Source organism: Pseudomonas sp. NPDC089758 (assembly GCF_044748705.1).
GTDB classification, from domain to species: Bacteria; Pseudomonadota; Gammaproteobacteria; order Pseudomonadales; family Pseudomonadaceae; genus Aquipseudomonas; species Aquipseudomonas putida_X.
Window position 1 is genome coordinate 276,473 of the sequence record NZ_JBIVGN010000006.1, and the last position, 18,306, is coordinate 294,778.

19 protein-coding genes and 1 tRNA gene are annotated in these 18,306 nt (G+C 60.5%); 15 read left to right on the forward strand and 5 right to left on the reverse strand.

Annotated elements, in window-relative coordinates; translation table 11 throughout:
• The first annotated feature begins 253 nt into the window (after nucleotides 1-253).
• From aceA to ACIPZH_RS11575, 4 genes are all read left to right on the forward strand, one after another.
• Nucleotides 254-1,579, forward strand: coding sequence for an isocitrate lyase (gene aceA / locus ACIPZH_RS11560; protein ID WP_012315229.1), 1,326 nt, complete (start codon nucleotides 254-256; stop codon nucleotides 1,577-1,579).
• Between the two features lie 393 nt (nucleotides 1,580-1,972).
• Nucleotides 1,973-3,730: an OPT family oligopeptide transporter gene (locus tag ACIPZH_RS11565; RefSeq protein WP_400636243.1), complete on the forward strand. Its 1,758-nt coding sequence runs from the start codon at nucleotides 1,973-1,975 to the stop codon at nucleotides 3,728-3,730.
• Between the two features lie 394 nt (nucleotides 3,731-4,124).
• Nucleotides 4,125-4,367 carry a hypothetical protein gene (locus ACIPZH_RS11570; RefSeq protein ID WP_349975102.1) on the forward strand — a complete coding sequence of 81 codons (243 nt, stop codon included), beginning with the start codon at nucleotides 4,125-4,127 and terminating at the stop codon, nucleotides 4,365-4,367.
• 151 nt (nucleotides 4,368-4,518) lie between these two features.
• Complete coding sequence (locus ACIPZH_RS11575) at nucleotides 4,519-4,815, forward strand: DUF3077 domain-containing protein (RefSeq protein ID WP_400636244.1); 297 nt, start codon at nucleotides 4,519-4,521, stop codon at nucleotides 4,813-4,815.
• A 327-nt stretch (nucleotides 4,816-5,142) separates the two neighbouring features.
• On the opposite strand, the gene ACIPZH_RS11580 is transcribed toward ACIPZH_RS11575, so the two are convergent.
• Nucleotides 5,143-5,256 (reverse strand): NUDIX domain-containing protein, encoded by a 114-nt coding sequence (locus ACIPZH_RS11580; protein ID WP_400636245.1) that lies wholly within the window; start codon nucleotides 5,254-5,256, stop codon nucleotides 5,143-5,145.
• Between the two features lie 787 nt (nucleotides 5,257-6,043).
• Between ACIPZH_RS11580 and ACIPZH_RS11585 the strand changes: the two genes are divergently transcribed.
• Entirely contained in the window at nucleotides 6,044-6,802 is a 759-nt protein-coding gene (locus ACIPZH_RS11585) for a hypothetical protein (protein WP_241805407.1), read from the forward strand.
• Nucleotides 6,803-7,303: 501 nt separating this feature from the next.
• Here ACIPZH_RS11585 and ACIPZH_RS11590 read toward each other — a convergent pair.
• Nucleotides 7,304-7,513, reverse strand: a complete 210-nt coding sequence (locus ACIPZH_RS11590) for a hypothetical protein (protein ID WP_400636246.1) — start codon at nucleotides 7,511-7,513, stop codon at nucleotides 7,304-7,306.
• A 983-nt stretch (nucleotides 7,514-8,496) separates the two neighbouring features.
• Between ACIPZH_RS11590 and ACIPZH_RS11595 the strand changes: the two genes are divergently transcribed.
• A complete protein-coding gene (locus ACIPZH_RS11595) occupies nucleotides 8,497-8,739 on the forward strand; it encodes a hypothetical protein (RefSeq protein ID WP_400636247.1) in 243 nt (80 codons plus the stop codon).
• Nucleotides 8,740-8,890: 151 nt separating this feature from the next.
• Nucleotides 8,891-9,190 (forward strand): DUF3077 domain-containing protein, encoded by a 300-nt coding sequence (locus tag ACIPZH_RS11600; RefSeq protein ID WP_400629644.1) that lies wholly within the window; start codon nucleotides 8,891-8,893, stop codon nucleotides 9,188-9,190.
• Between the two features lie 97 nt (nucleotides 9,191-9,287).
• Here ACIPZH_RS11600 and ACIPZH_RS11605 read toward each other — a convergent pair.
• Nucleotides 9,288-9,375: transfer RNA gene (locus tag ACIPZH_RS11605), tRNA-Ser, on the reverse strand.
• 133 nt (nucleotides 9,376-9,508) lie between these two features.
• Here ACIPZH_RS11605 and ACIPZH_RS11610 point away from each other — a divergent pair.
• The 8 genes from ACIPZH_RS11610 (at nucleotide 9,509) to ACIPZH_RS11645 (ending at nucleotide 15,297) form a co-directional block, all read left to right on the forward strand.
• Nucleotides 9,509-10,180, forward strand: a complete 672-nt coding sequence (locus ACIPZH_RS11610; RefSeq protein ID WP_241805411.1) for a Bax inhibitor-1/YccA family protein — start codon at nucleotides 9,509-9,511, stop codon at nucleotides 10,178-10,180.
• Between the two features lie 220 nt (nucleotides 10,181-10,400).
• A complete protein-coding gene (locus ACIPZH_RS11615) occupies nucleotides 10,401-11,780 on the forward strand; it encodes a nucleobase:cation symporter-2 family protein (protein WP_400636248.1) in 1,380 nt (459 codons plus the stop codon).
• An 85-nt stretch (nucleotides 11,781-11,865) separates the two neighbouring features.
• The gene (gene tusD, locus ACIPZH_RS11620; RefSeq protein WP_241805413.1) at nucleotides 11,866-12,258 is read left to right on the forward strand and encodes a sulfurtransferase complex subunit TusD; all 393 of its coding nucleotides are present in this window, start codon (nucleotides 11,866-11,868) and stop codon (nucleotides 12,256-12,258) included.
• Between the two features lies 1 nt (nucleotide 12,259).
• On the forward strand, nucleotides 12,260-12,619 hold the full coding sequence (gene tusC, locus ACIPZH_RS11625) for a sulfurtransferase complex subunit TusC (RefSeq protein ID WP_241805414.1): 360 nt from the start codon (nucleotides 12,260-12,262) through the stop codon (nucleotides 12,617-12,619).
• Nucleotides 12,619-12,915 (forward strand): sulfurtransferase complex subunit TusB, encoded by a 297-nt coding sequence (gene tusB, locus ACIPZH_RS11630; protein WP_267817198.1) that lies wholly within the window; start codon nucleotides 12,619-12,621, stop codon nucleotides 12,913-12,915. The genes tusC and tusB overlap by 1 nt, the downstream gene beginning before the upstream one ends.
• Nucleotides 12,912-13,247 carry a TusE/DsrC/DsvC family sulfur relay protein gene (locus tag ACIPZH_RS11635; RefSeq protein ID WP_241805416.1) on the forward strand — a complete coding sequence of 112 codons (336 nt, stop codon included), beginning with the start codon at nucleotides 12,912-12,914 and terminating at the stop codon, nucleotides 13,245-13,247. The genes tusB and ACIPZH_RS11635 overlap by 4 nt, the downstream gene beginning before the upstream one ends.
• Complete coding sequence (locus ACIPZH_RS11640; protein WP_400636249.1) at nucleotides 13,244-14,248, forward strand: glycosyl transferase family protein; 1,005 nt, start codon at nucleotides 13,244-13,246, stop codon at nucleotides 14,246-14,248. Before ACIPZH_RS11635 ends, ACIPZH_RS11640 begins: the two co-directional genes overlap by 4 nt.
• Before the next feature lie 92 nt (nucleotides 14,249-14,340).
• A complete protein-coding gene (locus ACIPZH_RS11645; protein WP_241805418.1) occupies nucleotides 14,341-15,297 on the forward strand; it encodes a glutathione S-transferase family protein in 957 nt (318 codons plus the stop codon).
• Nucleotides 15,298-15,617: 320 nt separating this feature from the next.
• Here ACIPZH_RS11645 and cysG read toward each other — a convergent pair whose 3' ends face one another.
• Together cysG and serS are read right to left on the reverse strand one after the other, a co-directional pair.
• A complete protein-coding gene (gene cysG / locus ACIPZH_RS11650; protein ID WP_241805419.1) occupies nucleotides 15,618-17,012 on the reverse strand; it encodes a siroheme synthase CysG in 1,395 nt (464 codons plus the stop codon).
• Nucleotides 17,013-18,293 carry a serine--tRNA ligase gene (gene serS / locus ACIPZH_RS11655; RefSeq protein WP_267817204.1) on the reverse strand — a complete coding sequence of 427 codons (1,281 nt, stop codon included), beginning with the start codon at nucleotides 18,291-18,293 and terminating at the stop codon, nucleotides 17,013-17,015.
• Between the last annotated feature and the right edge of the window lie 13 nt (nucleotides 18,294-18,306).

The window sequence follows — 18,306 nt, forward strand, 5'->3', positions numbered from 1 at the left end:
ACTGCAACGAAGAAGTTGTCCCGAGGGACGGAAGCGCATCACCGCAGTTCTGGCAATCGCGTAGCACCGCAGCAAGGCATCCACGAGCCGACCTGCCGGAGCATGCCCTCGCCCGGCCTGCAACCCCTTCCCCCCTCCGAACCTTCCCGTTCGCCGCCGCACTCCCCACGGACAGGACAGCCGCCACGCCCCTGATTCGCTTCGTGAGCATCAGCACAATTACCCCAAGATCGATGCGACGAGGTTTATTTCCATGGCACTGACACGCGAACAGCAAATTGCAGCCCTCGAGAAAGACTGGGCCGAAAACCCGCGCTGGAAAGGCGTGACCCGTACCTACACCGCCGCCGATGTCGTTCGCCTGCGTGGCTCCCTGCAGCCGGAGCACACCCTGGCCCGCCTGGGTGCAGAAAAACTGTGGAAGCTGGTCACCGAAGGTGCCCACCCGTCCTTCCGCCCTGAAAAAGATTTCGTCAACTGCATGGGCGCCCTGACCGGCGGCCAGGCAGTGCAGCAGGTCAAGGCCGGCATCCAGGCCATCTACCTGTCTGGCTGGCAGGTGGCCGCCGACAACAACTCGGCCGAGTCCATGTACCCTGACCAGTCGCTGTACCCGGTCGACTCCGTACCGACCGTGGTCAAGCGCATCAACAACTCGTTCCGCCGCGCCGACCAGATCCAGTGGAAAGCCGGCAAGAACCCCGGCGACGAAGGTTACATCGACTACTTCGCGCCAATCGTGGCAGACGCTGAGGCCGGTTTCGGCGGCGTGTTGAACGCCTACGAGCTGATGAAGAACATGATCGAAGCGGGCGCTGCCGGTGTGCACTTCGAAGACCAGCTGGCCTCGGTGAAAAAGTGTGGCCACATGGGCGGCAAAGTGCTGGTACCTACCCAGGAAGCCGTGCAAAAGCTGGTGGCAGCTCGCCTGGCCGCTGACGTATCGGGCGTACCGACCATCATCCTGGCCCGGACCGACGCCAACGCCGCCGACCTGCTGACCAGCGACTGCGACCCCTACGACCAGCCGTTCGTGATCGGTGAGCGTACCCGTGAAGGCTTCTACAAGGTACGCGCCGGCCTCGACCAGGCCATCGCCCGCGGCCTTGCCTACGCGCCGTATGCCGACCTGATCTGGTGCGAAACCGCCAAGCCGGACCTGGACGAAGCCCGCCGCTTCGCCGAAGCGATCAAGAAGGAATACCCGGACCAGCTGCTGTCGTACAACTGCTCGCCTTCCTTCAACTGGAAGAAGAACCTGGACGACGCCACCATCGCCAAATTCCAGCGCGAGCTGTCGGCCATGGGCTACAAGCACCAGTTCATCACCCTGGCCGGCATCCACAACATGTGGCACGGCATGTTCAACCTGGCGCACGACTACGCCCGCAACGACATGACCGCTTACGTGAAGCTGCAGGAGCAGGAGTTCGCCGACGCCAGCAAAGGCTACACCTTCGTGGCGCACCAGCAGGAAGTGGGCACCGGCTACTTCGACGACATGACCACCGTGATTCAGGGTGGCGCATCGTCGGTGACGGCACTGACCGGTTCGACCGAAGAAGAGCAGTTCCACTGATAGTGGCTTGCTGTTGAACAAAAGCCCGGGGCTTGTGAAAGCTCCGGGCTTTTTTTCATGCAAGCTTCTGGTTGTTTTCACAGAAAGAGCGCACGCAGGCCTGAGTTGTTCATGCCGGAGAAAATTCGGCTGCCATGCTGGCCCCGTCACGTCGCACTGACTTTTCTTTCACTCAATTTTCACGGCAACGAGCGGATACTGCAGCCATCCCTACGTGATAGACGCTCCTTTGCCCGCCCCTCCCGGCGGGCTTTCTTTTGCTCGCGATTTGCCATGGCCTGCCTAGGCCATGGCACTATCCATTTCAGAACGCTGCCCATCGGCGTGAACCTTCAGGGCTTTGCGGGCTCAGTTGTGCAGACAGCGCTTGCACCATCGAGAAAGGGATTTGTAATGGGACATGCTCCACCCGCCGCTCTGCCAAAGGTTCGCATCGAACGTGAGCTGAGCCCGCGGGCCGTGCTCACCGGCGCGCTGCTGGGCATCTTGCTCACGCCGTCGAATGTGTATGCGGGCCTCAAGATCGGCTGGTCATTCAACATGTCGATCATCGCGTTGCTGGTCGGCTTCGCCTTGTGGCAGGGCATGGCGGGCCGCACGAAGGGCCGGCCCGCGTGGACACTGCACGAAAGCAATATCAACCAGACCATGGCGTCGGCGGCTGCTTCCATCATTTCTGGCGGGCTGGTGGCACCGATCCCTGCCTATACGCTGCTCACCGGCAACCAACTGGACCCAGTGCCGATGATCGCCTGGGTGTTTTCCGTAAGCTTTTTGGGCATCTGGATCGCCTGGTATCTACGCCCCGCCTTGCTCAACGACCGTGACCTGAAGTTCCCCGAAGGCATGGCGACCCTGGAAACGCTGCAGCAGATCTACAATCATGGGCGCGAAGCCATGGCTCGCATCAAAGTGCTGTGCAGTGCAGCGCTGCTGTCAGGGCTGGTGAAGTGGATTGATGGCTTCGCCTGGGCCATACCACGCTGGGCCCCCACACCTGCGCTCGAACGCCTGACCTTCACCGTCGACCCTTCACTGTTGCTTATCGGCTTTGGCGGCATCATCGGCATTCGCGTGGGCCTGACGTTGCTGTTCGGCGCCGCGCTGGCCTGGGGTGGGCTAGCGCCGTGGCTGATCGACCACGCATTGGTAGTGATCGCTCCGAACGCCAGCGGCCCCCAGTTCGCCGCGCTGGTGGAGTGGCTGTTGTGGCCGGGCGTAAGCCTGATGGTCTGTGCGACCCTGACTTCATTGGCAGTTCGTCTGTTGCAAGTGCCACGGCGGTTGCTTGCGAATGAGCCAGAACGTCGGGCGCCGCGTGTCAGGGCACGGTTTTCGCCAGGGCCTGCATCGGGTCTGCTGCTGTCCATCGCTCTGGTCGTCACCCTGCAGGCGCTGCTGTTCGGGATCGATTGGTGGATGGCGTTGTTGAGCATTCCTTTGGCGATTTGCCTTGCTGTCGTCGCCGCACGCGTCGTCGGTGCCACCGGCATTGCGCCGATTGGCGCGATTGGCAAGCTGTCGCAACTCAGCTTCGGCCTGATCGCCCCGGGCCAGGTGGCCATCAACCTGATGAGCGCCAACACGGCAGGTGGCGCGGCCGGGCAGGCCACTGACCTGATGAACGATTTCAAGGTTGGCCTGGCGATCGGCGCCACCCCGCACAAGCAGCTGGTTGCCCAATGCATCGGTATTTTCATCGGCAGCGTGGTCGGCGTACTGGTTTACCTGATGCTGATCCCGGACCCGCAAACCATGCTGCTTACCGAGCAGTGGCCTGCGCCGGCTGTCGCGACCTGGAAAGCGGTGGCCCAGACGCTGACACATGGCTTGGGAGCGCTGTCGCCGGAAATCCGCTGGGCGATCTTGGTCGGCAGCGCCGTTGGCGTACTGCTGGGCATGCTGGACAGCCTGCTACCGCAACGGGCGGCACGCTGGCTGCCGAGCACCGCCGCACTGGGGTTGGCATTCATACTGCCAGCGTCGATCGCAATGATGATGGGCTTTGGCGCAGTGCTTACCTGGCTGATCAACTGCCGATGGCCCAGAGTCACAGAGCGCTTCGCGATCACAGCGGCCGCAGGGTTGATTGCCGGTGAAAGCATCACGGGCGTTGGGGCATCGTTCTGGGAGATGCTTAGGGCGTTGTAGCTGCAGGAAACAGCATTGCACACACGGCAGCGCCAATGTTTTTGCCTGCCGTGAGTGAATGTCAGCTCTGGGTCTAGGTGGTTTCTAATTGGGTTCGGAAAATCAGACTTTTTCCCTTTCATGTAGTCCATTTCCCAAACATACTGCAGCCGCCTGATTTCCGTTGCGGTCGCCCTGCTCGCGCTCTAGTCTCGGCCTGTTGCTGCACAACAGCGACACGGCTTTGACAGGCCGTAACGGTATGTAGGTAGGCAGCGTCTTCAATGGCGGCTGTGTGTGGGGCACGCTTGCGTGCGCCGGAACTTCCTATGTCCGCCGGTCTGTCAACCTGCACACAGCTGCCACCCAACCTGTTTGACAGCGGGATAGGTGTGCTCCCCTTGGAGATATAGGAATGTTAAAGATAGTCCCCGATCCACCCCATGCCCTCCACAACCTCGAAGACACTCTCATCCAGGCCGCAGACTTCGCTAACTGCGCGCTAGCCGTTGCGCATCAGGCGATGCTTGTTCAGCCGCGGTCGCCTGCGTCGGCTCTGATGAGGGCGTCGACACATGAACTCGAGTCGCTGCGTGTGCTGCTTGAGGCGGCATTGATTCAGGTCCAGATGCCGGCCGAGCCGCGAACCCTGCACTGAGTCGACAACACTGTGTTGTCTGGGCGGGCACTGACGCTGGCAAGCCGGCTACCGAGGCATGCGCGGCATTGCGTGAGGCTGATGTCGCGACTACGGGCGCACCTTACCCACGAAAGGGCCCGCTCAGACCCTGGATGCTTCGGAGAGATCAATGCCTAGCGACGAGCCGGACGTAAAAACCACCGTGGGCAAGACCACGTTCTTTCAAGGTGAACACCAGACCCACCCCCTGTTTCGCGTCGAGGCCGGCATCCCTTGCCAGTCTGCCCGGGAGCAGGCTTCGGAACTGATGGGTTATGTGCGGGAATTGACGATCATCGGCGTGATGGATGAGAAACCGATGATGGTCTGGGCAGCGCATTACCTGAGTGCCTTGGCCAAGGCGCTGATGGATGATGCCGAGTTGGGCATGATGCGCCGAGAAAGAGGCCCGGCATCACTGAGGTGAACTTGAAAGCACTGCAAAAGCTGCTGCCACCGATTTCTAAGAAGGCTCGCTCAACGTCGCCGAAACCGTTACCCAGCGCTCCCGCAAATGACGCGGATAGCCAGCAAACCTCTCGCATCCTTTAATCAGACACAACGCTTGAGCACGGTTTTGGATCGGTCGTCGGACTTGACACCTGGCAACATCCCTCGCTTTGATCCACCGGCAAGCCTCGATCTCGTTGCGAAGTCGAGGTTTGTCACTAGCTACTAGCCCTGCGTGCTTCGAACAGGTAATGGATCACCTTCTCTTCGCGGTACACCGAGACATAGCGAAGCTCATCAAAGACTAAACCTGTTTCTTCCGCCATTTCCGCATAGCCGCCTGCCGAGGGGTCTCTTCGCGTTCTACCCTGCCGCCCGGCAGGTTCCACTTCGCGTTGCGATTGCGCACAAACAGCACTTCGCCATCTTTTTGCTAGATCACGGTAGCGCGAACTTTGATGACCTTGCGTTCGGCTGTAGCAATGCCCGTTGCCTTCATGGAGAGTCCTGATGGGTTGGGGCCGGACTTGGGCTCTGCGGCCCCTTTATGCCAAGCCTATGCCTGCTTTGTGTCCGTTAAATGACCGCCAGTGATCTCGACCATTCAAGCTATTCTCTTAGTTGGAAAAACTTCAGACAGCTCAATGCGATGTTCCGCTCATCCCTCAAGCTGAAAGATATTGGAAGCGCTTACGACATAAACCATACCCTAGGGTGTTCCCAGAGCTAGCTTTCTATCCCCCAGAAACGCAAAAGGCAGGCCCACTTTCGCACTTAGCCAACTGACTTAACTGATAAAAACAAGTAAAAGGCAACCCAACAAAAGTCAGCAGCCTGAAGTCTGCAAATGCCATTTCAATAAATCAAAAATAGGAATATCAAGAAATATTGAATGAATTATCTAGTGCGGAAATATGGACTGAAATATGGGCCTAATGCATCTGATCTATTTTTTCCTTACACCGAACAGCTAAGTAGTCCATTAACATGGCGGAGTTTTTCTGCCCCAAATGGCATGCCATGCATTTCAAAAAGTGGGGGCTGGGGAGGAATCGTCAGGCTTGAGTGGGCACCCACCACAAGCGCTTTTTCTCATCCGCTTCCACCTCCCCTGCTCCGATAGCTTTACCCGCACTGTGATCGTCGAGATAATGGCATTTTAAAATCAAAATACCTGCCAACAGTAGGCATCACATGGAGCTCGAATGAACCAAGCACAACCCCCCGTGTTTTCTCCCCGCACCAACCAGATCACCTCGCTGGCAGCTAGGATCATGACCGGGCTGGGCGTTGTCCTGGGCGGCATGTGGGCAATCATCACCTACCTGGTACCCGACCCAAGCGTATTCGGTTTCGGCTTCATTAATTGGCGCAACATCGTGCTGCTGGTCAGCGTATTCACTGTTCTCGGCGCGCTTTCGCTGTGCTGGCAGATCCGCAATTTACCGAAGATGCTCCACGGGGCGACCCTCACCCTGCTGATCGCCGGTCTGTCGTTCATCTTCTTCATTCTTGGCACCGAATACGCCAAGCCGACGTTCGAGTTCGCCAAGGTTCAATCCATGGTCGTCGAGAATGACGGCAACAACCTTTTGGGCAAGCGCATGGAAGTAGTGGACAGCGTGCGTGTTGAGTTGGTGGGTTGCGAGAACATCGGCCGCTATCCCAACTGCACCTTCACTCTCACCAACCTGGAAATGGACCGCGACTTCCGGTTCGAGAGCGCCAGCCGGTTCTTCGATGAGTCCGGTGCGCCGGTGTCGATCAAGGAGCTGCGGGTGGGCCAACAACCAGTGAGCTACTGGAACAGCTTCCAAATCCTTCGGAATGTGCCGACCACCGTGATCTTGGTGTTCCAGGAAACCGACCGAAAGGTCGAGCACAGCCCGTCGATCAAGCTGATTGTCTCGACGCGGGACAACGGCACCCAGGCCCTCAAGTTCAACGATGTGACCTTGAAGTGAGTACTCTGCCGCCCTTTTGAAATGGCTTCAACTGCCCGCCATGCACTCTGCCATCCGCGTCCCAGCGGCGAGCTCGCGCCCGCCGTTGCTTAAGAAAAACTTAACGCGGTGTCCGAGGTTAGTTGACCACTACACGTTGAGGATTTGGATATCCGAGCGATCACAGGACAGGTAACTCAGGGCAAAGGGGAACGTGAACCCGAACAGAGCGTGGCAGATGTTGTAATTCCAGGCTATGACGTCGATCAGAAAAAGCTGGATGCACAAATACGATAGACTGATCACGGTGAAGATCAGCCCTGGTACCCAAATACTGTTTCGTTTCAATCGCATGCGTCGGTCTCCTTAGCCCGGATGTGGTCTCACGCAGACCTTACCGAGATTCTAGAGCGGGGCAAGTCAAAATGGCCTGTTGTTTTCCTGTAAACATAGTCATTTAGGAGGGTAACAAGCGCATGCGCAGATCTCCCGAAGACTCGCCACTTAGAGCGGGTAATGAGATCACTGAAGCGTTGGCGATGGATGCCCCATCATGCGTGGCCGGTATTCAGAGAGAGCCTTCCAGAACGACTCCCCCTCAAGCCTCAAGCGCTCAACCTCTTCCTCAGGCCGGTTCGCTGCCATCGCCTCGTAGCAGAGCTTCATCGCGTCCAAGGCGCTGGCCATCAGCGGGTCTTGGGCATCAAAAATTGGTAACAAAGCCTTCGCCATCTTCGTGTCCTTCAATCCCCAGGGTCTGCTCGCCGTAATACGAGCGACCGTGGCCAGCGCTTAACCTGCCGGTGGTTGGTTGTCGAGAGCCGTGGCGAATAGGCTATGTAAGCCTTGCGGATATACATCTTCCTCAATGGATGCGAGTTGCGCTTCTGAGCACCACCTAGCATCACGAACGACTTAACGCTCTTGAGCAGACCATAGCGCACTCGAACACTGCTCTCCCCTGACGCGAAACACGTAGTATTGCTCTGAGGCGATCACCTGCTCACCATCCGGCATCTGCCACGGAAACTCGCGGAGTGCCACACATTGGCCGACTGACTGCACCTGGATCCCCGTTTCTTCTTACAGCTCGCGAAACGCAGCCGACTCGAATTGGTCTGTGCGACCCTGACTTCATTGGCAGTTCGTCTGTTGCAAGTGCCACGGCGGTTGCCTGCGAATGAGCCTGAACGTCGGGCGCCGTGTGATGGCCGAAAGTCACAGAACGCTTCGCGATCACAGCGGCCGCAGGGTTGATTGCCGGTGAAAGCATCACGGGCGTTGGGGCATCGTTCTGGGAGATGCTTAGGGCGTTGTAGCTGCAGGAAACAGCATTGCACACACGGCAGCGCCAGTGTTTTTGCCTGCCGTGAGTGAATGTCAGCTCTGGGTCTAGGTGTTTTCCGGTTGTGTTCGGAAAATCAGACTTTTTCCCTTTCATGTAGTCCATTTCCCAAACATACTGCAGCCGCCTGATTTCCGTTGCGGTCGCCCTGCTCGCGCTCTAGTCTCGGCCTGTTGCTGCACAACAGCGACACGGCTTTGACAGGCCGTAACGGTTTAAGCACATGGCTTTCCTTCTATGGTGGCTGTGCGTGGGGCACGCTTGCGTGCGCCGGAACTTTGCTTATTCCGCCGGTCTGTCAACCCACGTACAGCTGCCACCCTTCTGTTTGACAGCGGCGAGGTGACGGCATCCATAGAGGTAATAAGCGATGTTGAAGATGGTTCCCGATCCACCCCACGCCCTGCACTCTCTCGAAGACACTCTCATCCAGGCCGCAGACTTCGCTAACTGCGCGCTAGCCGTTGCCCATCAGGCGATGCTTGTTCAGCCGCGGTCGCCTGCGTCGGCCCTGATGATGGCGTCGACACATGAACTCGAGTCGCTGCGTGTGCTGCTTGAGGCGGCGTTGATTCAGGTCCAGATGCCGGCCGAGCCGCGAACTCTGCACTGAGTCGACAACACTGTGTTGTCTGGGCGGGCACTGACGCCGGCAAGCCGGCTACCGAGGCATGCGCGGCATTGCGTGAGGCTGGTGTCGCGACAACGGGCGCAGCTTACCCGCGAAAGGGCCCGCTCAGACCCTGGATGCTTCGGAGAGATCAATGCCTAGCGACGAGCCGGACGTAAAAACCACCGTGGGCAAGACCACGTTCTTTCAAGGTGAACACCAGACCCACCCCCTGTTTCGCGTCGAGGCCGGCATCCCTTGCCAGGCTGCCCGGGAGCAGGCTTCGGAACTGATGGGTTATGTGCGGGAATTGACGATCATCGGCGTGCTGGATGAGAAACCGATGATGGTCTGGGCAGCGCATTACCTGAGTGCCTTGGCCAAGGCGCTGATGGATGATGCCGAGTTGGGCATGATGCGCCGAGAAAGAGGCCCGGCATCAGCGTGCAGATGAAGCATTGCCGGCTTTGAATCAAAGGCCGCCACCTGCTTGCATCCCTGACACCAGAAACGCAAAAGCCCCGAATAATCGGGGCTTTTGCTGAAGAAAGTGGCGGAAGCGTAGAGATTCGAACTCTAGGATAGTTGCCCATCGACGGTTTTCAAGACCGTTGCCTTAAACCACTCGGCCACGCTTCCAGCTCGTTTGCGGCCGCCATAATACCGTAATGAAACACGCTGTCAAACTCTCTATGTCGCCGGTTGCAGGAGCTCTGATAGACTCCTAGCATCTGAACGTTCCAAAACCACAGGTTTACCAAGGAGTGTCGCCATGCGCGAACAGGATTATGCCGTACACAGCGGCCAACAGGTTGAGCAGCGCGAGGTCAGTAAGGTCCTGCGCAACACCTACAGCCTGCTGGCACTCACCCTCGCCTTCAGCGGTGTCATGGCCTTCGTCGCCCAGCAGATGCGTGTGGGCTACCCGAACATCTTCGTTGTGCTGATCGGCTTCTACGGCCTGTTCTTCCTCACCAACAAACTGCGTGATTCGGCGTGGGGCCTGGTGTCCACCTTCGCCCTCACCGGCTTCATGGGCTTCATCCTCGGCCCAATCCTCAACCGTTACCTGGGTATGGCCGGTGGCGCTGAGGTGGTCAGCTCGGCGTTCGCCATGACTGCCCTGGTGTTCGGTGGCCTGTCGGCCTATGTGCTGATCTCGCGCAAGGACATGAGCTTCCTCAGCGGTTTCATCACCGCCGGCTTCTTCGTCCTGCTGGGTGCCGTAGTGGCTAGCTTCTTCTTCCAGATCAGCGGCCTGCAACTGGCGATCAGCGCTGGCTTCGTGCTGTTCTCGTCGGTCTGCATCCTGTTCCAGACCAGCGCGATCATCCATGGCGGTGAGCGTAACTACATCATGGCGACCATCAGCCTGTATGTATCGATCTACAACCTGTTTGTCAGCCTGTTGCAACTGTTCGGCATCATGGGGCGCGACGACTGATAGCGGTTGCTAGCCCGTTCAAAAAGCCCGCTTCGGCGGGCTTTTTTGTGTGTTCGTGCAAGCCTGTAACTTCTAGCCAGCTCTCGGCGCGCCAGCTGACTCAAAGGTCAGATTATTAGCGGCATACTCGCCGATCTTGCCGCCATCGTGCATGCCACTACCGCAATCCCCCTTCACCCCGTAGAATGCGCTCCTTTTTTCTTCCGGGGCAGCTTCACCGATGAGCTCACACGAACACAGCCCGGGCGCGGATGCGCCTGCCAATGAATTGGTGCTTGGCCTCGAGGACAAGCCACGGCTGCTGATCGGCCTGCTGGCGGCGCTGCAGCACCTGCTGGCGATCATCGTGCCGATCGTGACCCCAGGCCTGCTTATCTGCCAGGCGCTAGGTGTTTCGGCGCGTGATACCAACCTGATCGTGTCGATGTCGCTGGTGATCTCGGGTATCGCCACCTTCGTACAGTGCAAGCGGTTCGGGCCGTTTGGCGCAGGGTTGCTGATCGTACAGGGCACCAGCTTCAACTTCGTCGGCCCACTGATTGCAGGTGGGGCGCTGATGGTCAAGCAGGGCACCCCTGTCGAAAGCGTGATGGCCGCGATCTTCGGCGTGGTGATCGCCGGCTCGTTCGTCGAAATGGGCGTGTCGCGCATCCTGCCCTTCGTCAAACGCCTGATCACGCCGCTGGTGACGGGCATCGTGGTGTTGATGATCGGCCTGACCCTCATAAAGGTAGGCTTGATAAGCATGGGCGGCGGCTTTGGCGCCATGGCCAATGGCACCTTCGCCAATGGTGAAAACCTGCTGCTGTCGGGCGTGGTGCTGGCAATCATCGTCATCCTCAACCGCATCCCGGTGGTGTGGATGCGCAGCTGCGCGATCGTCATCGCCCTGGCAGTGGGTTACGCCCTGGCGGGTTACCTCGGCCGGCTGGACTTCACCGGCATGCATGAAGCTGCACTGTTCCAGGTGCCGACGCCGCTGCACTTCGGCCTCGGTTTCTCGTGGGCGCTGTTCATCCCGATGCTGGTGATCTACCTGGTGACCTCACTGGAAGCCATCGGCGACGTTACGGCAACCAGCAAGGTCTCACGCCAACCGGTCGAAGGCCCGGTGTGGATGCAGCGCATCAAGGGCGGCGTGCTGGTCAACGGCGCCAACTCGCTGCTGGCGGGCCTGTTCAATACCTTCCCCAGCTCGATCTTCGCGCAGAACAACGGCGTGATTCAGCTGACCGGCATCGCCAGCCGCCACATTGGTATCTGGATTGCCGTGATGCTGGTGGTATTGGGCCTTTTCCCGAGTGTTGCCGGTGTGATTCAAGCTGTACCTGAACCTGTGCTGGGCGGCGCGGCCATGGTCATGTTCGGTGCAGTGGCCGCTTCGGGCATCAACATTCTGGCTAGCACGCGCCTGGACCGCCGTGCACTGCTGATCATCGCGGTGTCGTTGGCGTTGGGCCTGGGCGTGGCCCAGGTACCGGAGTTCCTGGCGCACATGCCGACGGCTATTCGCAACGTACTGGAGTCAGGCGTTGCCACCGGTGGTATCTGCGCCCTGGTGCTGAACTGGTTCCTGCCAGAGCGCAACGAACACGCCTGACAGCCCTGCCCCGGCCAGCCAGCCCGCGCCTACTCGCGCGGGCTTTTTGCTTTAGAATGGCCGCATTCCTTTGCACGAGTTGCCCATGAAATTCGCTATCGCGGTTTTTTCCCCGGCCCACGCACCCTCCTCGCGGCGCGCTTTGCGCTACGCCGAGGCGGTGCTGGCCGGCGGGCATGAAATTGCCCGGTTGTTCTTCTATCAGGACGGTGTGCACAGCGCCTCGGCCAACGTGGTCGCGCCCCAGGACGAACAGGACATCGCCGCCCAGTGGCGCGCCTTTATCGAGCAGCACCAGCTGGACGCCGTGGTGTGCATCGCCGCTGCCTTGCGCCGCGGCGTGCTCGATGAGGCCGAAGCCAGCCGCTACCAGCGCCAAGCGGTGAACCTGCCCAAGCCGTGGGAGCTCTCCGGCCTGGGTCAACTGCATGAAGCGGCACAGCTCGCCGACCGCCTTGTCTGCTTTGGAGGCGATTGAAATGGCCAAATCCCTGTTGATCATCAGCCGCCAGGCGCCCTGGAGCGGCCCGTCTGCCCGCGAAGCGCTGGACATCGCACTGGCCGGCGGCGCTTTCGATCTGCCACTGGGCATGCTGTTCCTCGATGACGGCGTGTTCCAGCTCGCCCCTGCCCAGCAACCAGCGGCGGTGCAACAAAAGAACCTCGCCGCCAACCTGCAGGCACTGCCGATGTTTGGTGTAGAGGAGCTGTTCGCCTGCCAGCACAGCCTGGCCCTGCGCGGGCTTGCTGCCGACAGCCTGGCCCTGCCCGTTGAGGTGCTGGACGACGCGGCCCTGAAGGCCCTGATTGCCCGTTTCGACCAAGTGGTGACGCTCTGATGCCGACTTTGCATGTGATATCCCACTCGCCTTTTGGCGACGATCGTTTGAGCAGTTGCCTGCGCCTGCTTGCTGACGAAGATGCCCTGCTGCTGTGCGGCGATGCAGTGTATGCCCTGCGTGACGGCAGCGAACCACAGCGCCTGCTTCAGGCGGCAGCTTTGGAGCAGCGCCTTTTTGCACTCGACGAGGACCTGCAAGCGCGCGGTATCCGCAGCGAGTTGGCCAACACCGTGGACTATCAGGGGTTCGTCGCGCTGTCACTGCACTATGACAAGGTCAACAGCTGGCTATGAACACCCTGACCGTAGACGACCAGGCAATCGCCCTGGACAAGGACGGCTTTCTGGTCGACCTGCAAGACTGGTCCCACGCCGTCGCCGAAGCGCTGGCCGCGCGCGAAAGCATTGCCCTGACCAACGACCACTGGGAAGTCCTCGAACTGCTGCGCCAGTTCTATGAGGAGTTCCAGCTGTCTCCGGCAACGCGCCCACTGATCAAGTACACCGCGTTGAAGCTGGGCCCTGAAAAGGGCAACAGCCCGCACCTCAACCGCCTGTTCAACGGCACCCCCGCCAAACTTGCCGCCAAGCTGGCGGGCCTGCCCAAGCCGACCAATTGCATATGACAGACGCTCGCCCGCTCACCCTGCAAACCCCGACCGAACACCCGTTCGCCGAATTCGTACGCATCCTTGGCAAAGGCAAACGCGGTGCTCGCAGCCTCACCCGTGAAGAAGCCCGAGCCGCCATGGCCCTGCTGCTTGAAGGCAAGGTTGAAGACACCCAGCTCGGCGCCTTCCTCATGCTGCTGCGGCACAAGGAAGAGAGCGCCGAGGAGCTGGCGGGCTTCACCGAGGCCCTGCGCGCGCAACTGAATGCACCTCGCATTGCGGTCGATCTGGACTGGCCCAGCTATGCCGGCAAGAAGCGCCACCTACCTTGGTTCCTGCTGGCAGCCAAATGCCTGGCCGCCAATGGCGTGCGCATCCTGATGCATGGTGGTGGCGCCCACACCGCCGGGCGCATGTACACCGAGCAGCTGTTGGCCCTGCTGGAAATTCCGCTTTGTCGCCATTGGTCCGCCGTGGAGCAGGCGCTGGACCAGCAAAGGCTGGCGTTTTTCCCGCTGCACGATTGGGCCCCGCAACTGCAGCGCATGATCGACCTGCGCAACATACTTGGCCTGCGCTCCCCCATCCATTCGCTGGCCCGCGTGCTCAACCCGCTGAGCGCCCGCTGTGGCCTGCAGAGCATCTTCCACCCCGGCTACCAGGCCGTACACCGTGAGGCCAGCCGGCTGCTGGGTGACCACGCGGTAGTCATCAAGGGCGATGGTGGCGAAATTGAAGTTAACCCGGATGTGATCAGCCACCTGTACGGCACTAGCGCAGGTGAAAACTGGGACGAAGAGTGGCCAGCGCTGAGTGAGCGGCGCCATGTAAAACCTGCAAGCCTGCAGCCCGAGCAACTGCTGGCGGTTTGGCGCGGGGAGGCTCAGGACAGCTATGGGGAAATGGCCGTGGTGGCGACCATGGCCTTGGCGTTGCGCGGCTTGGGGCAGGACCGCGAGCAGGCCTTTGCGACCGCACGCAGCTATTGGAGCGCCCGGAACCAATCGAATAAATAGATCATTTCCTTGCAGTCTTTGCGCTATTTCTTCGAACGCTTTGCCCTAGACTGGGCTCCAACGACAAACAACTTTGTTCCGAGGAGCTCATCATGGGCCTATTGATCGACGGCCGCTGGCACGACCAGTGGTACGAAAACGGCAAGGATGGCACTTTCAAGCGCGAGAACGCCCAACGCCGCAATCCGCTGCCCGCCCCTGAAGCCGGTCGCTACCACCTCTATGTGTCGCTGGCCTGTCCATGGGCTCACCGCACCCTGATCGTTCGGGCGCTCAAAGGCTTGGAGCCGTTGATCGATGTGTCTGTGGTCAGTTGGCTGATGCAGGAAAACGGCTGGACTTTCGACCAGCAACAGGGCTCCACCGGCGATCACCTTGACGCCCTCGAATTCATGCACCAGCGCTATACCCAGGACGACCCGCACTACACAGGCCGCGTGACCGTGCCCGTGCTGTGGGATAAAAAGGAAAAGCGCATCGTCAACAACGAGTCGGCGGAGATCATCCGCATCTTCAACAGTGCGTTCAATGAGCTGACAGGCAACACCCTCGACCTGTATCCGCAGCCATTGCGCCCGACCATCGAGGCGCTCAACGCACGTATCTACCCAGCCGTGAACAATGGTGTTTACCGTGCCGGCTTCGCCACCACGCAAGAAGCCTACGAGGCTGCGTTCGACGAAGTGTTCAACGAGTTGGACTACCTGGAAGCACTGCTGGATCGCCAACGTTACCTGGCCGGCGAGTATCTGACGGAGGCCGATGTGCGCCTGTTTACCACGCTGGTGCGCTTCGATGCGGTGTATCACGGCCACTTCAAGTGCAACCTGCGCCGGTTGAGCGATTACCCGAACCTGTCGAACTGGCTGCGTGAGCTGTACCAGTGGCCGGGTGTAGCGCCGACGGTGAACATGGAGCACATTCAGAAGCACTATTACATGAGCCACAAGACCATCAATCCAAACGGGATCGTGCCCAAAGGCCCGCTGCAGGATTTCAACTTGCCGCATGATCGGGAACGGTTGCCTGGCAAAGGGATCTGGGGCTGAGGAAGTTGGGGCTGCTTTGCAGCCCATCGCCGGCAAGCCGGCTCCCACAAGGTATGGCGCCAGCTTGTAGAAGTTGAGCAAGACAGTTGCTGCCACCGGGTGAGCTGCAGGACTTCAATCTGCCGCATGATCGGCAACGGTTGCCTGGCAAAGGGATTTGGGGCTGAGGGAGTTGCTGCCACAAGGTATGGCGCCGGCCTTCAAAAAGTTGACCAACCCTGACTGCCCAGGCCACTGGATGGCAGCCCACTTCTTCAGTGCAACCCACCATCTTGTGGGAGCCGGCTTGCCGGCGATGGGCCGCGAAGCGGCCCCCGCTTTCACTGGTCCTGCTGCGCACCTTCGAACCAGGCCAGCTTGTCACGCAACTGGACCACTTCCCCGACAATCACCAGGGTCGGCGCATGCACTTCATGCTTGGCCACCAGCGCTGGCAGGTCAGCCAACGTACCAGTGAACACCCGCTGATTACGGGTGGTCCCCTGCTGCACCAACGCCGCCGGCGTGCTCGACGCACGGCCATGGCGAATCAGCTCAGCGCAAATGGTCGGCAACCCTACCAGGCCCATGTAGAACACCAAGGTCTGGTTCGGCGCCACCAGGTCATTCCAAGGCAGGTTGCTGGTACCGTCCTTGAGGTGGCCGGTGACGAAGCGCACTGACTGAGCATGGTCACGGTGGGTCAACGGAATGCCGCCGTAGGCAGAGCAACCACTGGCTGCGGTAATACCGGGCACCACCTGGAACGGGATGCCATGCTCGGCAAGCTCTTCGATCTCTTCGCCCCCACGGCCGAAAATGAACGGGTCACCGCCCTTCAGGCGCAACACACGCTTACCCTCGCGGGCCAGGTCGACCAGCAGACGGTTGATCTGATCCTGCGGCACGGCATGCTCGGCACGACGCTTACCAACGTAGATACGCTCGGCGTCGCGGCGGCACATTTCAATGATCGCCGGTGCCACCAGGCGGTCATACAGCACCACATCGGCCTGCTGCATCAGGCGCAAGGCGCGGAAGGTGAGCAAGTCCGGATCACCCGGCCCCGCCCCTACCAGATACACCTCGCCACCCTGCTGCACCGGGGCTCCGTCGACCATGGCCTGCAACAGCCGCTCGGCCTCGGCACCCTGCCCGGCCAGCTGACGCTCGGCGATCGGGCCCTGGAACACGGTTTCCCAGAAGCCGCGACGCTGGTTGACATCCGGGTAAAGCGACTTGACCTTGTGCCGGAAGCGCGCTGCCAAGGCGGCCAGCTCGCCATAAGTGGACGGAATCCAGGTTTCCAGCTTGGCGCGAATCAGGCGCGCCAGCACAGGGGCGTCACCGCCGCTGGATACCGCAACCACCAGCGGCGAACGGTCGACAATGGCCGGGAAGATCACCGTGCACAGCGCCGGTGCATCCACCACATTGACCGGCACGCAAAGCGCCTGCGCCTGCGCCGACACCTGAGCATTGAGCTCAGGATCGTCGGTGGCCGCAATCACCAGGCGACAGCCAACCAGGTCAGCCCCCTGATAGCCACGCACCAGGACCTCGCCGCCACCTTCACGGGCCAGCGCAGCCAGTTGGCCGTCGACCTCAGGCGCCACCACCCGCAGCGCGGCGCCGGCATCTGCCAGCAGGCGCGCCTTGCGCAAGGCGATCTCGCCGCCGCCGACGACCAGCACACGGCCGCCCTGCAGCTTGTGGAAAAGCGGCAGGTAATCCATTTAGCGGATGACCTCGACACCGCCCATGTAGGGCTTGAGCACTTCCGGCACGCGGATGGAGCCATCGGCCTGCTGGTAGTTTTCCAGCACAGCGACCAGGGTACGGCCTACGGCCAGGCCCGAACCGTTGAGGGTGTGCACCAGCTCTGGCTTGCCGGTTTCCGGGTTGCGCCAGCGGGCCTGCATGCGGCGCGCCTGGAAGTCACCGCAGTTGGAGCAGGAGCTGATCTCGCGGTACTTGTCCTGGCTCGGCACCCATACTTCGAGGTCGTAGGTTTTCACCGCGCCGAAGCCCATGTCGCCGGTGCACAGGGCCAGTACGCGGTAGGGCAGTTCCAGCAGCTGCAGTACGCGCTCGGCGTTGGCAGTGAGGCCTTCCAGCGCCTCCATGGACTTGGACGGCTCGACCACCTGGACCATCTCGACCTTGTCGAACTGGTGCTGGCGGATCATGCCACGGGTATCACGGCCCGACGCGCCGGCTTCACTGCGGAAGCACGGGGTATGGGCGACCAGCTTGAGCGGCAGCAGCTTGGCATCGATGATCTCGCCGGCTACCAGGTTGGTCAGCGACACTTCAGCGGTCGGGATCAGGTAGAAGTCGGCTTCGCCTTCACGGGTGATCTTGAACAGGTCTTCCTCGAACTTCGGCAGCTGGCCGGTGCCCTGCAACGCTGGCGCCTGCACCAGGTACGGGGTGTAGTGTTCTTCGTAGCCGTGTTCAGCGGTGTGCAGGTTGATCATGAACTGCGCCAGGGCGCGGTGCAGGCGGGCAACCGGGCCGCGCAGCACGGCAAAACGGGCGCCCGACAGCTTGGCAGCCGCTTCGAAGTCCAGGCCACCGCTGATTTCACCCAGGGCGACGTGGTCCTTGATTGGAAAATCGAACGCCCTCGGCGTGCCCCAACGGCGCACTTCGACGTTGTCGTCTTCGCTGGCACCGACCGGCACACTGGCGTCCGGCAGGTTGGGGATGGTCAGGACAATGCCATCCAGTTCGGCCTGGATGCCATCGAGCTCGACCTTGCCAGCGGCCAGTTCATTGGCCATGCGCTCGACGTCAGCCATCAGCGGTGCGATGTCCTCGCCCTTGGCCTTGGCCTGACCGATGGATTTGGAGCGGGCGTTACGCTCGGCCTGCAGCTGCTCGGTGCGGGTCTGCACCGCCTTGCGGCGCTCTTCCAGCGATTCGATGCGCGCGACATCCAGGCTGAAGCCACGGGAGGCGAGGCGGTCCGCCACTTCCTGAAGTTGGCCGCGTAACAGTTTGGAATCGAGCATATCGTTCTCTCGT